Source organism: Micromonospora sp. WMMD1128, assembly GCF_027497235.1.
Classification (GTDB): Bacteria; Actinomycetota; Actinomycetes; order Mycobacteriales; family Micromonosporaceae; genus Micromonospora.
The window spans coordinates 4,779,145-4,793,606 of sequence record NZ_CP114902.1; the positions used below are offsets into that span (position 1 = coordinate 4,779,145).

Consider the following 14,462-nt stretch of genomic DNA (forward strand, 5'->3'; position numbering starts at 1 on the left):
TCACCGTACACCGGCCACGCCCACCAGCGCGGCGGCCAGCGGTGCGGCCAGATCGCCGGCGGCCGGTGGGGCGACCGCGTCCAGGCCGAGCCAACCGGCGAGCCGGTAGAGCTCGGCGGCGAGCGCCACCGCGGTCTCCCCCGGGTCGGCGCCCGGCTCGACCCAGGCGGCCGGCACCAGCAGCACGCCGGCCTTCCGGTCGGCTTTCAGGTCGACCCGGGCGGTGAAGCGCTCGCCCTGCCGGAACGGCAGCACGTAGTAGCCGTAAACCCGCTGCGGCGCCGGCACGTAGATCTCGATGCGGTAGGTGAAGCCGAAGAGGCGCTCGGCCCGTGCCCGCTCCCAGACCAGCGGGTCGAACGGACTGACCAGGGTGTTGCCCCGGACCCAGCGGGGCAGCCGAGCCTCGGCGTGCAGGTAGGCCGGCAGTCGCCAGCCCGGCACCGTGACCGGGGTCAGCTCGCCCGCCTCGACCAGCTCGGCGACCGCCGCCCGGGCGCCGGCCACCGGCAGCCGGAAGTAGTCACGCAGCTCCGGCTCGGCGGCGACGCCGAGCGACCGGGCCGCGATCGCCACGAGCGTACGGTGCGCCTGCGCGTCGGTCGGGGTGGGCGCGTCCAGCACGGCCGCCGGCAGCACCCGCTCGGGCAGGTCGTAGCGGCGGGCGAACGAGGTGGTGCGGTCCGCCGCGGTGACCTCGCCGGCCCAGAAGAGGAACTCCAGCGCCCGCTTCACGGTCGACCAGTTCCAGCCCCAGTTGCCGGTCTCGCGGGGGGCGTCGTGCTCGATCTCGGCCGCGGTGAGCGGGCCGCGGGCGGCCACCTCGTCGCGCACCCACGCCACCAGCCCGGGCTGCTCCTGGGCGATCCGGCGCATCCCGCCCCAGGCGTCGTCGCGCGCCTTGGCCATCCGCCAGCGCAGCGCCGGGTGCAGCTCGACCGGGACCAGCGACGCCTCGTGCGCCCAGTATTCGAACAGGTCACGGGGGCGGCGGTAGGCCGCGGTGTCGAGCAGGGCGGTCGGGTAGGGCCCGAGCCGGCTGTAGAGCGGCAGGTAGTGCGCGCGTTGCAGCACGTTCACCGAGTCCATCTGGATCAGCCCGACCCGGTCGAGCACCCGGCGCAGGTGGCGGCGGGTGGGCACGCCGGTGGGCGCCGGGTCGGCGAAGCCCTGGGCGGCCAGGGCGACCCGGCGGGCCTGGGCGAGGGAGAGCGAATCCGGTACGGCCATCGCCGCGACCCTAATCCAACCCACCGACACGACGATTCCCGGTCGCCGCGCGGCGCCGGACGCGCCGAGCGGGAATTGTCGTCGGGTGCGGCGGCTGGACCGGCCGCCCGTCCGGGCATACAACTACAGAGGTGCCCACCATCCGCCGGGAGGAACCGGACGACGCCGAGTCGATCGCCCGGGTGCACGTCCACGGGTGGCGGGCCGGGTACGCCGGGATCATGCCGGAGGAGGTGCTGCGCCGGCTGAACCCGGCCGCCTGGGCGCAACGCCGCCGCGACCTCGGCACCGCCGACCCGGAGCACCCGTTCACCACGCTCGTCGCCGAGGACGACGGCGTGGTCACCGGCTTCGCCACGTTCGGGCCGTACCGGAACAACCAGGACCGCGGCGACCTCGACCCGGCGTACGGCGAGTTGGTGGCCATCTATCTGGAGCCGGCGCGCTGGGGTTCGGGCACCGGCCCGGCGCTGCTCGCGGCGGCCCGGGCCGGCCTCGCCGAGCGGGGCTGGCGCGAGTATCGGCTCTGGGTGCTCGCCGACAACGCGCGGGCCCGCCGTTTCTACGAGCGGGCCGGGCACTCACCGGACGGGGAGGAGACCGCCTATCCGGTGCCGCTGCACGGCGGGCGCGCCCCGGTCCTGCTCCGCGAGCTGCGTTACACCGCCCGGCTCGACGGCTGACCCGGCCGGACCCGCCGATCCGGCCGGCCCACCGCCGCCGGTCGGTGTCGCCCCGCGGCGGATCGGCAGGCCGAGCAGCAGCGCCAGGCTGATCCAGACGTAGGTGTTGCTGCCGAGGAAGCCGTCCACGCCGGTGAAGTCCTTCTCCCAGGACCAGACGATCCGGCTGCACAGCAACGCGTACCCGATCAGCGCGGCGGCCAGCAGCACGCGGCGGCGGCGCCCCCGGGCGGGCGCCGCCATGCCGTTGTCGACGAGCAGGATCAGGCCGGGCAGCAGCCAGACCAGGTGGTGCACCCAGGTCACCGGGCTGACCAGGCACATCACCGCGCCGGTCAGGGCCAGGCCGGTGGCCTCGTCGCCGGCGGCCACCGCGCGCCGGCACCGCCAACCCCAGATCACGAGCGTCACGAGTACGAGCAGCAGCCAGGCGACCGTGCTCGGGTGCTCCGGGTCGAGCCGGGCCACCACCCCGCGCAGCGACTGGTTGGAGACGAACGCCAGCTCACCGACCCGGTCGGTGTTCCACAGCGCCTCGGTCCAGAACTCCCGGGACGCGTCCGGGAATCCGGCGGCGGCCACCAGGGTGGCGACGGCGGCCGAGCCGACCGCGGTGGCGGCGGCCCGCCAGCGACCGGTGACCAGCAGGTAGACGACGAAGATGCCCGGGGTCAGCTTGATCGCGGTGGCCAGGCCGATGCCCACGCCGGCCCAGCGGTTGCCGGCCGGCAGCAGCCGCAGCAGGTCCACCGCCACCAGGAACAGCAGCAGCATGTTGACCTGGCCGAAGTTGACCGTCTCGCGCATCGGCTCGTACGCGGCGGCCAGGCAGAGCGCGACCGCGAGGGCGAACCACCGGGTCCAGCCGGAGCGGCGGGCGACCGGGTCCAGCAGCCACCAGATCACCACGGCGCTCACCACCACCGTCGCCGCCACGCTCACCACGATCGCCGCGCCCCATGGCAGGTACGCCATCGGCAGCATGACGAGCGCCGCGAACGGCGGGTAGGTGAAGCCGTACTGGGTGCCGGCCTTCAAAAAGTCGTAGATCTCCCCGCCGTCACGCGCCCAGTAGGTGAGCGCGCCGTAGTAGACCCGCAGGTCGAAGAAGCCGTGCCGGACGGCCGCCACGGCGAGGAACACGGTGACCGCCGCGGCGAGCGCCGCCACGGCGACGACCTGCGCGGCCGTGCGGCCGGCACCCTGCGCCACCGTCACCCTCCTCGCCCTGCGTAGGCTCACGTGCCATGGCTGCAGGCTACGTCCGCCCCGCGCGTCCCGAGGACATCGCCGAGATCGCACGCATCCAGCTCGCGACCTGGCGGGTCGCGTACCGCCGGATCCTGCCCCGACACGTGCTCGACAACCTGGACGAGGCGTACCTCGCCCGGCGGTGGGGCGCGGCGGTGCAGGAGCCGCCCTCGGGCGCGCACCGGGTGCTTGTCGCCGTCGAACAGGCGGCGCAATCCTATCTGGTGGGGTTCGCCGCCTCCGGTCCGGCCGACGCCGAGGCGCTGGCCCCCGGCGAGCCGGCCGACGCGCTCACCCCGGGCCTGGCGGCGGTGACCGACCTGCTTGTCGAGCCGCGCTGGGGTCGGCGCGGGCACGGCAGCCGGCTGCTCGCCGCCGCGGTCGAGCACTGGCGCGACGACGGGTTCACCCGGGCGGTGGCGTGGGTGTTCGACGCGGACGCGGCGACCCGGGCGTTCCTCGGCTCGACCGGCTGGGAGCCGGACGGCGCGACCCGGGCGCTCGACGTGGACGACATGCTGGTCCCCCAACTCCGCCTACACGTCGCCGTCCCAGAGGCGGCCCAGCCCTTGTCCCAGCCCCCGTCGGCGCCGCCCCCTTGAGCGCGTTGATCATGAAGTTAGCGGCGTGTTCGATCTCCGTCATCGCCGCCAACTTCATGGTCGCCGAGGCGGGCGGCCGGATCGCCCCTCGGGGGTGGGGTGGGGGAGTTCAGCGATGAGTTCCTCGTCCTCCATGGCGCCCGTAGGGTGGAAGCCCAGGGACGAGTACAGGGCGACGGCCGCGGTGTTGTCCGGGTGGTAGCTCAGGCGGACCGGGTGACCCGCCTGCGCCAGGTGTCCGGCGAGCGTGCGTACGGTGGCCCGGCCCACGCCCCGGCCCTGCTCGGCGGCGTCGATCATCATGCCGCCGATCCAGCGCGAGCCGTCGTCGTCCACGCCCCACATGACGTGCCCCACCACGGTCTCGTCGGCGTACACGGCGAGCGAGTTCCAGACGTCCGAGTGCGTGGTGAGCAGCAGGTAACGGGCGGCCAGGGCCGGCACGAAGCCGCGCTGGTCGTCGCGCGGGGCCACGTCGGCCACCGGCCGCCAGTTGTCGTCGCCCACCGGGCGCAGGGTCACCCGGCGACCGAGGCGGTCGCGCTCCCCAGAATCGATCATGACCGTCAGCCTAGGATCCGGGCCCACCCCTCGACCGCCAATTTTCGCCGAGCCACGGCGGCAGGCGTGTTAAGCGGGGGCCCCTGCTATGCAGAAAGCGTTAAGCGGGGGCCCCTCCTTACGTCAGGCGCTCAGGAGAGCAGGGCGTCCAGGCCGACGGTCAGACCCGGCCGGCGGCCGACCTCGCGCACCGCCAGCAGCACCCCGGGCATGAACGAGGCCCGGTCGTACGAGTCGTGCCGGATAGTGAGCGTCTCGCCGGTGGTGCCGAACAGCACCTCCTGGTGGGCGACCAGGCCGGTGGCGCGGACCGCGTGCACGCGTACCCCGTCGATGTCGGCGCCGCGGGCGCCGGCCACCTCGTCGCGGGTGGCGTCCGGCGCGGGGCCGAGACCCGCCTCGGCGCGGGCCGCCGCGATCAGCCGCGCGGTGTGGGTGGCGGTGCCGCTGGGCGCGTCCAGCTTGCGCGGGTGGTGCTGCTCGACGATCTCGACCGACTCGAAGTGCCGGGCCGCGCGGGCGGCGAACTGCATCATCAGCACCGCGCCGATGCCGAAGTTGGGGGCGATCACCACGCCCACCTTGGGCCGGTCGGCCAGCCACTCGCGCACCTGGTCGAGCCGCTGCCCGGTGAAGCCGGTGGTGCCCACCACCGCGTGGATGCCCCGCTCCACGCACCAGCGCAGGTTGTCCATCACCGCGTCGGGAGTGGTGAAGTCGACGACCACGCCGGCGCCGGCGTCGGCCACCGCGGTCAGGTCGTCGCCCTGGTCGACGGCGGCGACCAGCTCCAGGTCGGACGCACCGTCGACGGCCTTGCAGACCTCCATGCCCATCCGGCCCCGGGCACCCAGCACGCCGACCCGGGCCGCGTTCCTCTGCTCCTCAGTCACGGGCCACAACCTATCCCAGCCGGGGCGGTGCGCTGCGCCGGTCCGGCTCAGGCGGTGAAGGCGCCGGAGTCGAACGGGCCGACCACGGCCAGCGACATCGGCCGACCGAGCAGCTCGGCGGCGAGGGCGTTCACGTCCGCCAGGGTCACCGCGTCCACCCGGGCCAGCAGCTCGTCCACCGGCATCAGGTTGCCGTACAGCAGCTCGCCCTTGGCCAGCCGGCTCATCCGGGACCCGGTGTCCTCCAGCCCGAGCACGAAGGAACCCTTGCTCATCCCCTTGCCCCGGGCCAGCTCGGCCTCGGTGACGCCCTCGGCCGTCACCCGCGCCAGCTCGGCCCGGGTCAGGTCCAGCACCTCGTCGACCTTGCCGGGCGCGCAGCCGGCATAGACGGCGAACACGCCGCTGTCGGCGTACTGGCTGGCGTAGGAGTAGACCGAGTACGCGAGGCCGCGCTGCTCCCGGATCTCCTGGAACAGCCGGCTGGACATGCCGCCGCCGAGCACATTGTTGAGCACGCCGAGCGCGAAGCGCCGGTCGTCGGTGCGGTCGATCGCCGGGCAGCCCAGCAGGACGTGCGCCTGCTCGGTCTCCTTCGGCTCGACGAGTGTGGTGGCCGGCTGCGTGCGTACCGCCGGGGTCCTCGGGCGGTGCGGCGCCGGCACGGCCGGGTCGGCGTCCAGCGGGGTGCCCCGCAGCGCCTGCCGGACCAGCTTGACCACGGCGGCGTGGTCGAGGTTGCCGGCGGCGGCGATCACGATCCGCGGCGCGGTGTAGCGGCTGCGGTAGAAGCCCTGGATCTGCCGCCGGGTCATCGGCGTGACCGTCTCCTCGGTGCCGGAGATGAGCCGGCCCAGCGGGTGGTCGCCGTAGACCGCGCGGGCGAACAGATCGTGCACCTCGTCGCCGGGCTCGTCGTCGTGCATGGCGATCTCTTCGAGGATGACGCCGCGCTCGGTCTCCACGTCGGCGGCGGCCAGCACCGAGTCGGCGACCGCGTCGCACATCACGTCGATGGCCAGCGGTAGGTCCTCGTCCAGCACGCGGGCGTAGTAGCAGGTGTATTCCTTCGTGGTGAAGGCGTTCGTCTCGCCGCCCACCGCCTCGATCTCGGCCGAGATCTCCATCGCGGTGCGCTTCTTCGTGCCCTTGAAGAGCAGGTGCTCCAGGAAGTGCGCGGCGCCGGCCTGCGGCCCGGTCTCGTCCCGCGAGCCGACCGCCACCCAGATGCCGAACGAGACGCTGCGCATCGCTGGGATCGCCTCGGTGAGCACCCGCAGGCCGCTGGGGAGCACGGTGCGGCGGACGGTGCCGCCGAGCGGGTCGTCGCTGAGGGTGCGGGTGACCGCCCGTGCCGGGGAGGACGAACTCACGACTTACCTGCTCTCCGTGCCGCGAAGGGGTGGATGACGAACGGCTCCAGCCCGCCGAGCGCGGCCTGGAGCCGTGTGCCGGCCCGGGCGACGGGTACGTCGCCCGGGCCGGTCGGTCGATCAGCTGTGCCGGGTCCGGCGACGCGGGCGGTCGCCGCCCTCGCCACCCTCCGGGCGGCGCTCGCCACCGCGGTCACCGCCGCGGTCGCCCCGGTCACGCGGACCACGGTCGCCACCGCGACCGGCCGGACGCTCGCCGCCGGCGGCCTCACCGGCGGCCGGCGCCTCGGCGCCCTCCGGGCGGACCTTGTCCAGGTAGATCTTGCCGCGCGCGTCGACGTCGGCGATCTCGACCTCGACCTTGTCGCCGACGTTGAGGAAGTCCTCGACCTTGTCGACCCGCTTGCCGTCGCCCACCTTGGAGATGTGCAGCAGGCCGTCGCGGCCCGGGAGCAGCGAGATGAAGGCGCCGAACGCGGCGGTCTTCACCACGGTGCCGAGGAACCGGTCGCCGACCTTCGGCAGCGTCGGGTTGGCGATGCCGTTGATCCGCTCGACCGCGGCCTGCGCGGACGGGCCGTTCGTCGCGCCGACGTAGATGGTGCCGTCGTCCTCGATGGAGATCTCGGCGCCGGTCTCGTCCTGGATCGCGTTGATGGTCTGACCCTTCGGGCCGATCACCATGCCGATCTTGTCGACCGGGATCTTGACGGTGGTCACCCGCGGCGCGTAGTCGCTCATCGCGGCCGGGGCCTCGATCGCCGACTGCATCACGTCGAGGATGGTCTGCCGGGCCTCGTGCGCCTGCTGGAGCGCGGCGGCAAGCACGTCCGACGGGATGCCGTCCAGCTTGGTGTCGAGCTGGAGCGCGGTGACGAACTCCCGGGTGCCGGCGACCTTGAAGTCCATGTCACCGAACGCGTCCTCGGCGCCGAGGATGTCGGTGAGCGTGACGTATTGCGTCTTGCCGTCGACCTCGTCGGAGATGAGGCCCATGGCGATGCCGGCGACCGGCGCCTTCAGCGGCACGCCGGCCGAGAGCAGGCCCAGCGTCGAGGCGCAGACCGAACCCATCGAGGTGGAGCCGTTGGAGCCGAGCGCCTCGGAGACCTGCCGGATGGCGTACGGGAACTCCTCGCGCGACGGCAGCACCGGGATCAGCGCCCGCTCGGCGAGCGCGCCGTGGCCGATCTCGCGCCGCTTCGGCGAGCCGACCCGGCCGGTCTCACCGGTGGAGTACGGCGGGAAGTTGTAGTTGTGCATGTAGCGCTTGCGGTTCTCCGGGGACAGCGTGTCCACCATCTGCTCCATGCGCAGCATGTTCAGCGTGGTGACGCCCAGGATCTGGGTCTCGCCGCGCTCGAACAGCGCCGAGCCGTGCACCCGCGGCAGCACGCCGACCTCGGCGGTCAGCGGACGGATGTCGCGCGGGCCGCGGCCGTCGATACGGACCTGCTCGCGCAGCACCCGGTTGCGCACCTCGGACTTGGTGAGCGAACGGAACGCGGCGGACAGCTCCTTCTCGCGGCCCTCGAAGCGGCCGGTCAGCTCCTCGGCGACCTTGGCCTTGATCCGGTCCAGGGCCTCCTCGCGGTCGGCCTTGCCGGCGATCTTGAGCGCCTCGGTGACGTCGGCGCGGGCCACGTCGGCCACCGCGTCGTACGCGTCGTCGGAGTAGTCCAGGAAGATCGGGAACTCGGCGACCGGCTTGGCGGCCACCTCGGCCAGCTCGCTCTGCGCCCGGCACAGCTCGCGGATGGCCGGCTTGGCGGCCTCCAGGCCGCTGGCCACGATCTCCTCGGTCGGCGCGGTGGCGCCGCCGGAGATCAGGGTCACCGCGTTCGGGGTGGCCTCGGCCTCGACCATCATGATCGCGACCTCGCCGTCGGCCAGGGTGCGGCCGGCCACGACCATGTCGAAGGTGGCCCGGGCCAGCTCTTCCAGGGTCGGGAAGGCGACCCACTGGCCGTCCACGTGCGCGACCCGGGTCGCCCCGATCGGGCCGGAGAACGGCAGGCCGGAGAGCTTGGTCGACATCGAGGCGGCGTTGATGGCCACCACGTCGTACGGGTGCAGCGGGTCGAGCGCGAGGATGGTCTCGACGACCTGGACCTCGTTGCGCAGGCCCTTGACGAACGACGGGCGCAGCGGCCGGTCGATCAGCCGGCAGGTGAGGATGGCGTCCTCGCTGGGCCGGCCCTCGCGGCGGAAGAACGAGCCGGGGATCCGGCCCGCGGCGTACATCCGCTCCTCGACGTCGACGGTCAGCGGGAAGAAGTCGAACGACTCGCGTGGCTGCTTCCCGGCCGTGGTGGCGGAGAGGACGACCGTCTCGCCGAGCTGGGCGACGACGGAGCCGGCGGCCTGCCGGGCCAGCCGGCCGGTGGAGAAGGTGATCTCACGGGTGCCGAAGGACCCGTTGTCGATCACGGCGGTGCGGGATTCGGTGCCGAGGTTGGTCTCGGTCATGTGCTGTGGTGCTCCTTCGCGTCGTCGGCCGACGACACGGGAACTGCTCAGGCGGCCGGTCTTCGATCGAAGCGCCCGGGGGCCGGCTCGTCTGCCGGGGTTCCCGGGGGCCACTACCGGAGACCGGTGCTGACCGGCTCCCTCTCGGGTCGTCGCGGCCGGGTTTCTCGGTGGTACCGGAACGGGGGAGCAGCCGAGCGGCCACTCCCCCGTCAGGTCATCGACGCAGGCCGAGCCGCTCGATGAGCGACCGGTAGCGGTTGATGTCCTTCTTCTGGACGTAGTTGAGCAGCCGCCGGCGCCGGCCGACCAGCAGCAGCAGCCCACGGCGGCTGTGGTGGTCGTGCTTGTGCACCTTCAGGTGCTCGGTGAGCTCGGCGATCCGCTTGGTCAGGACCGCGACCTGCACCTCCGGCGAACCGGTGTCGCCGTCGGCGGTCGCGTACTCCTGGCGGATCTTGGCTTTGGCTTCCTGGTCGAGCGCCATGTTCTCCCTGTTTCGTGGGTGGTTCGATGAGGTCCGTCGGAGCGGTCGTGGTGACCGGTGCGACGGACCGGTTCCTCGCACCCGCGGCGTCGTGCAGGCACGCGAGGCCCCCGTCGGTCAGCCGACGTCACCCGTCAGCCTACCAGCCCCGGCCCGGGGCGGCCGGCGCGCGGTCAGGACACCGCCCGGCGGGTACGCTCCACGTCCTCGGCGATCTGGGCGACAAGCGGCTCGATCGCATCGTACGTCAGTTGCCCACGCAGGTGTGCCACGAAGTCCAGGGCCAGCCGCTCGCCGTACAGGTCACCGGTGAAGTCCAGCGCGTACGCCTCGACCCGGCGCTCCCGCCCGGAGAACGTCGGGTTCGTGCCGATCGACACCGCCGCGGCGAGGGGGTCGCCGCCCCGGCGCACCAGCCGGGCCGCGTACACGCCGTCGGCGGGCACCGCCGCGTACCTGTGGGTCAACAGGTTGGCGGTGGGGTAACCCAGCTCACGCCCGCGCTGGTCGCCGCGGACCACCACGCCCTCGACCCGGTGCGGTCGGCCGAGCGCCGCCGCCGCCGCCCGCACGTCACCCGCGTCGACGCAGGACCGGATGTACGTGGACGAGAAGACGGTGCCCGCCTCGGCGACCAGCGGGGCGCCCTCCACGCCGAAGCCGAACGTGCGGCCCAGGCGCTCCAGCAGCGCCACGTCACCGGCCGCCCGGTGCCCGAACCGGAAGTTGTCGCCGACCACCACGAGCGCGGCGTGCAGGTGCTCGACCAGGATGTCGTGCACGAACGCCTCGGCCGGCAGCCGAGAGAACTCGGCGGTGAACGGCACCACGCAGAGCACGTCCACGCCGAGCGCCTCGATCAGCTCCGCCTTGCGGGCCGGCTCGGTGAGCACCGCCGGGTGCGAGCCGGGGCGTACCACCTCGGCCGGGTGCGGGTCGAACGTCACCACCACCGACCGGACGCCCAACTCCCGGGCGCGGGCCACGGCGTGGCCGATGGTGGCCTGGTGCCCCTGGTGCACCCCGTCGAAGACGCCGATGGTGACCACCGAGCGCCCCCAACCGCCGGGCGTCGCCTCGTACCCCCGCCACCGCTGCATGCCGCTCCTCCCCTGTCCGCCCGCCCGGTCCCGGCCGGGGCCCTGCCGCCCGCGCCGTCAGGCCGGGGCCAGGACGATCTCCGCGCGGGCCCGCCCGTCCCGCTCGCTGACGATAGCGATCAGCCCGCCCGCCGGCCCGAATACCGCGTACGGCCCGGCGATGCCGGCCGGGTCCAGCGGCCCACCGTGGGAGAGCGTGCGCGCCTCCTCGACGGTGGCGTCCCGACGCGGGAAGAACCGCTGCGCGGCGGCGTCGAGCGGCAGGTTCACCAGCTCCGGCGCGCGCTCCTCCAACTGCGCCAGGGTGGCCGCCTCGGCCAGGTCGAAGCCGCCGACGGCGGTGCGGCGCAGCGCGGTGAGGTGGCCGCCGACCCCGAGCGCCAGGCCCGCGTCCCGGGCGACGGCCCGGATGTACGTCCCGGACGAGCAGGTCACGTCCACGTCCACGTCCACCACGTCCGGTGTGTCCCGGCGGATCGCCCGCACGTCCAGCTTGGCGATGGTGACCCGGCGGGCGGGCAACTCGACGCTCTCCCCGTCCCGGACCCGCTTGTACGCCCGCTCGCCGTTGATCTTGATGGCGCTGACCGCGCTGGGCACCTGGTCGATCTCGCCGGTGAGCGCCGCCAGCGCGGCGCGTACCGCGTCGTCGGTGACCATGCCGGCCGGCGTGCTCGCGACCACGTCACCCTCGGCGTCGTCGGTGACCGTGGCCTGCCCCAGCCGGATCGTCGCCGCGTAGCTCTTGCCGGCGCCGATCACGTAGGTGAGCAGCCGGGTCGCCCGACCCACCCCGATCACCAGCACGCCGGTGGCCATCGGGTCCAGCGTGCCGCCGTGCCCCACCCGGCGGGTCCGGGCCAGCCGCCGGATGCGGGCCACCACGTCGTGCGACGTCATGCCGCCGGGCTTGTCGACCACGATCAGACCGTCTGCGCTCACGACCGCCAAGCCTGCCAGACGGCGACGATCAGCCCGGCCGGGGGATACCGTCCCGCTCACCCGAGGTGCCAAGATCGACCGCCCTCGTCGCGCCTGACCGGAAAGTCCCGATGACCTCGTCGCCGAATCCCACCCCTCCCGCCGAGCCGCACCGCGCCCGGGTGGACCTGCCCGACTGGATGCGCAACCCGGAGCCGGCCCGCCGTACGCCCGGTCGCCGCCTTTCCGACCTCGTCGACGGCGTACCGGCGCTGGCCGCCGTCCGGCAACGGTTCTGGGCATGGCAGGGCCGGTCGCGGTTCAGCGAACGACACCCGGCGGCCTCGGCAATCCTGTCCTTCGTGTTCGTCGCGGTGACCGCCACGCTGCTGGTCGGCGGCGCGTCATACCTCTTCTGGCGGATCACGCACCCCGGGGTGCGATGATCATGCCCTCCCCCGACCCGTCAGCCACCAGGACCGCCAGATGAACGAGCACGGGACCACGCCGGCCGAGCCGGACCCGCACCTGGTCGCCACCCGCGGCGACGGGGTACGACTGCCGAGTTGGATGACCGGCGAGGACGCGGCCACCCCGCTGACCCGCGGTGAGCGGTTCCGGCTGCGGTGGCGACGACAGCGCGGCAAGCGCCACGTCGCGCTCGTGGCGGTGCTCGCGCTGGCACTGATCGGCGGGACGGTCGTCCTCGGTCGCGTCACCGTCGACCGGATCCGGGCCGGCACGGCCGCCACGTCGTCCTCCCTCAGCCCGTCGCCGCCGCCGATCAGCCAGGTCGGCGAACCACGCGACCTGTTCGCCGGGACCGTCGGCGCGGACTTCGCGGTGGGCGAGGCCGGGATCGTCCTGCCCCGGGCGACCGCGCAGGGACCGTTCACCGCCCGCGAGGTCGGCGCCGCCCTGTCCCGGGTCCGCGCGGCGCTCGTGCAGGCCCGGCTCGACCTCAGCATGATCGTGGGCGACCCGGAGCCGTTCCTCGCGCTGCTGGCGCCGGCAACCCGGGACCGACTCCGCCCGGACTTCGACGGTGCGGCCTTCCTCAACTACGCCACGCGGTCCGACTCGCGCCAACACCCGGAGGAGACCCGAGTCCGGGGCGACATGCGCTACCGGGCCACCACCGCCGAGGACGGCACCCCCGTCCTGGAGATCACCACCGAATACGTCTGGATGTACGCGTACGACGTGGCCCGAACCGCGCCGGGTCGGGCCGGCCTGGCCACGATCCGGGACCGGGTGGTCTGGTTCGTCCCCCGGCCGGACGGACTGCCGGCGGCCCGGCGCGGCCTCTGGCTCGTCTCGGCGGAAGCCGCCACGAACAACGTCGACTGCGCCCGACTGGCCGAGGGGTTCTTCGTGGTCCAGTCGTGGGTCGGCGGGTCGGGCTCGTTCCAGCCCTGCTGAGGCGTCAGCGCACCGCGCCGACCACCGCCCACCCGCCGGAACGCAGCCGCAGCAGCAGGGCGACCAGCCGGAGCACCACGAACAGCGTCAGCCCGGCCCAGATCCCGCCCAGCCCGAGGTCGAGGCCGTAGGCCAGCCAGATCGCCGGCAGGAACCCGCCGAACGCCGCCACGATGGTCAGGTTGCGCAGGTAGCGCACGTCACCGGCGCCGATCAGCACCCCGTCGAGGGCGAACACCACGCCGCCGATCGGCTGGAGCGCCGCGAGCCAGGGCCACGCCACCATGGCCTGCTCGCGTACCTGCGGATCGGAGCTGAACCAACCCGGCACCAGGCCGACGCCGGCGGCGATCAGCACCGCGAACGCCACGCCGCACAGCCCGCCGAGCACCGCGACGCGGCGGGCGAGGAAGCGCGCGCCGGGCGCGTCACCCGCGCCGAGCGCGGCCCCGACCAGCGACTGCGCGGCGATCGCGAGGGCGTCCAGCACCAGCGTGGTGAAGAACCAGAGTTGTACGGCGATCTGGTGCGCGCCGACCGCGGCGGCGCCGAACCGGGCCGCGACGGCGGTCGCGGACAGGAAGCTCGCCTGGAACGCCACGCCCCGGACCAGCAGGTCGCGGCCGAGCACCAACTGCTGGACGATCACCCGGGGCTGGGGCCGCAGCGAGACCCGCTCGCGCACCAGCGCCGCCGCGAAGAGGCAGCCGGAGAGCGTCTGCGCGACCGCGTTCGCCACCGCCGAGCCGACCAGGCCCAGCCCGGCCGGATAGACCAGCAGCGGGCAGAGCAGCGCGGAGAGCAGGTTGGGGGCGAGCACGAACAGCAGCGGCCGGCGGGTGTCCTGGATCCCCCGCAACCACCCGTTGCCGGCGGCGGCGAGCAGCAGGCCGGGCGCGCCGAGCACCGCGATCCGCAGCCATCCGGCGGCGGCGTCGGCCACCTCGCCGGAGCCGCCGACGAGGGTACGCGCCAGCGCGCCCCCGCCGATCGCCATGGCGACCGCCACCAGCACGCCGGCGGTCAGCGCCAGCCAGGACGCCTGAACGCCCTCGGCAACCGCGGCGGCCCGGTCCCCCGCACCGAACCGGCGGGCGGACCGTCCCGTGGTGCCGTACGCGACGACCGCGCCGATCCAGGCGATCAACGTCATGACCGTGCCGCCGATCGCGAGCGCGGCGAGCGGCACCCGACCGAGGTGGCCGACCACCGCGGTGTCGACGAGCACGTAGACCGGCTCGGCGGCCAGCACCACCAGGGCGGGCAGTGCGAGCGCGGCGATCCGCCGGGGCGAGGCGGCGGTGGCGGGGGCGGTGGTCGTGCTCATCGCCGCCGATCCTGGCACGACTTCGGTAAGGCACGCAAGCCTCATGGCTGCTTACTCACATGCTCGGTACTGCTTGCTCAGGTCGCTCGGTGCTGCTTGCTCAGGTCACTCGGTGCTGCTTGCTCAGGTCACTCGGTGCTGCT

Annotated in this window: 14 protein-coding genes; 4 read left to right on the forward strand and 10 right to left on the reverse strand. The window is 73.9% G+C overall.

Features of this window, described 5'->3' with window-relative positions:
• Positions 1-1,230, reverse strand: coding sequence for a crosslink repair DNA glycosylase YcaQ family protein (locus O7602_RS21195; protein WP_281584369.1), 1,230 nt, complete (start codon positions 1,228-1,230; stop codon positions 1-3).
• Between the two features lie 131 nt (positions 1,231-1,361).
• Here O7602_RS21195 and O7602_RS21200 point away from each other — a divergent pair, with 131 nt between their 5' ends.
• Positions 1,362-1,913, forward strand: a complete 552-nt coding sequence (locus tag O7602_RS21200; protein WP_281584370.1) for a GNAT family N-acetyltransferase — start codon at positions 1,362-1,364, stop codon at positions 1,911-1,913.
• Here O7602_RS21200 and O7602_RS21205 read toward each other — a convergent pair.
• A complete protein-coding gene (locus O7602_RS21205) occupies positions 1,812-3,125 on the reverse strand; it encodes a glycosyltransferase family 87 protein (protein WP_281584371.1) in 1,314 nt (437 codons plus the stop codon). The genes O7602_RS21200 and O7602_RS21205 overlap by 102 nt on opposite strands.
• A 35-nt stretch (positions 3,126-3,160) precedes the next feature.
• Here O7602_RS21205 and O7602_RS21210 point away from each other — a divergent pair, with 35 nt between their 5' ends.
• Positions 3,161-3,766 carry a GNAT family N-acetyltransferase gene (locus O7602_RS21210; RefSeq protein WP_281584372.1) on the forward strand — a complete coding sequence of 202 codons (606 nt, stop codon included), beginning with the start codon at positions 3,161-3,163 and terminating at the stop codon, positions 3,764-3,766.
• Between the two features lie 54 nt (positions 3,767-3,820).
• Here the strand turns inward: O7602_RS21210 and O7602_RS21215 are convergent, their stop codons facing one another.
• From O7602_RS21215 to truB, 7 genes are all read right to left on the reverse strand, one after another.
• On the reverse strand, positions 3,821-4,327 hold the full coding sequence (locus O7602_RS21215; RefSeq protein WP_281584373.1) for a GNAT family N-acetyltransferase: 507 nt from the start codon (positions 4,325-4,327) through the stop codon (positions 3,821-3,823).
• 131 nt (positions 4,328-4,458) lie between these two features.
• Positions 4,459-5,220 (reverse strand): 4-hydroxy-tetrahydrodipicolinate reductase, encoded by a 762-nt coding sequence (gene dapB, locus O7602_RS21220; protein WP_281584374.1) that lies wholly within the window; start codon positions 5,218-5,220, stop codon positions 4,459-4,461.
• 47 nt (positions 5,221-5,267) lie between these two features.
• Positions 5,268-6,593: a pitrilysin family protein gene (locus O7602_RS21225; RefSeq protein WP_281584375.1), complete on the reverse strand. Its 1,326-nt coding sequence runs from the start codon at positions 6,591-6,593 to the stop codon at positions 5,268-5,270.
• A gap of 120 nt (positions 6,594-6,713) precedes the next feature.
• Positions 6,714-9,062 (reverse strand): polyribonucleotide nucleotidyltransferase, encoded by a 2,349-nt coding sequence (locus tag O7602_RS21230; RefSeq protein ID WP_281584376.1) that lies wholly within the window; start codon positions 9,060-9,062, stop codon positions 6,714-6,716.
• 217 nt (positions 9,063-9,279) lie between these two features.
• Positions 9,280-9,549 carry a 30S ribosomal protein S15 gene (gene rpsO, locus O7602_RS21235; RefSeq protein ID WP_281584377.1) on the reverse strand — a complete coding sequence of 90 codons (270 nt, stop codon included), beginning with the start codon at positions 9,547-9,549 and terminating at the stop codon, positions 9,280-9,282.
• Positions 9,550-9,722: 173 nt separating this feature from the next.
• Positions 9,723-10,649 carry a bifunctional riboflavin kinase/FAD synthetase gene (locus O7602_RS21240; RefSeq protein WP_281584378.1) on the reverse strand — a complete coding sequence of 309 codons (927 nt, stop codon included), beginning with the start codon at positions 10,647-10,649 and terminating at the stop codon, positions 9,723-9,725.
• Positions 10,650-10,706: 57 nt separating this feature from the next.
• On the reverse strand, positions 10,707-11,591 hold the full coding sequence (gene truB, locus O7602_RS21245) for a tRNA pseudouridine(55) synthase TruB (RefSeq protein ID WP_281584379.1): 885 nt from the start codon (positions 11,589-11,591) through the stop codon (positions 10,707-10,709).
• A 110-nt stretch (positions 11,592-11,701) separates the two neighbouring features.
• Here truB and O7602_RS21250 point away from each other — a divergent pair, with 110 nt between their 5' ends.
• Entirely contained in the window at positions 11,702-12,016 is a 315-nt protein-coding gene (locus O7602_RS21250; RefSeq protein WP_281584380.1) for a hypothetical protein, read from the forward strand.
• A gap of 40 nt (positions 12,017-12,056) precedes the next feature.
• Positions 12,057-12,992, forward strand: coding sequence for a hypothetical protein (locus O7602_RS21255; protein ID WP_281584381.1), 936 nt, complete (start codon positions 12,057-12,059; stop codon positions 12,990-12,992).
• A 4-nt stretch (positions 12,993-12,996) separates the two neighbouring features.
• On the opposite strand, the gene O7602_RS21260 is transcribed toward O7602_RS21255, so the two are convergent.
• On the reverse strand, positions 12,997-14,319 hold the full coding sequence (locus tag O7602_RS21260) for an MATE family efflux transporter (RefSeq protein ID WP_281584382.1): 1,323 nt from the start codon (positions 14,317-14,319) through the stop codon (positions 12,997-12,999).
• Positions 14,320-14,462: the final 143 nt, after the last annotated feature.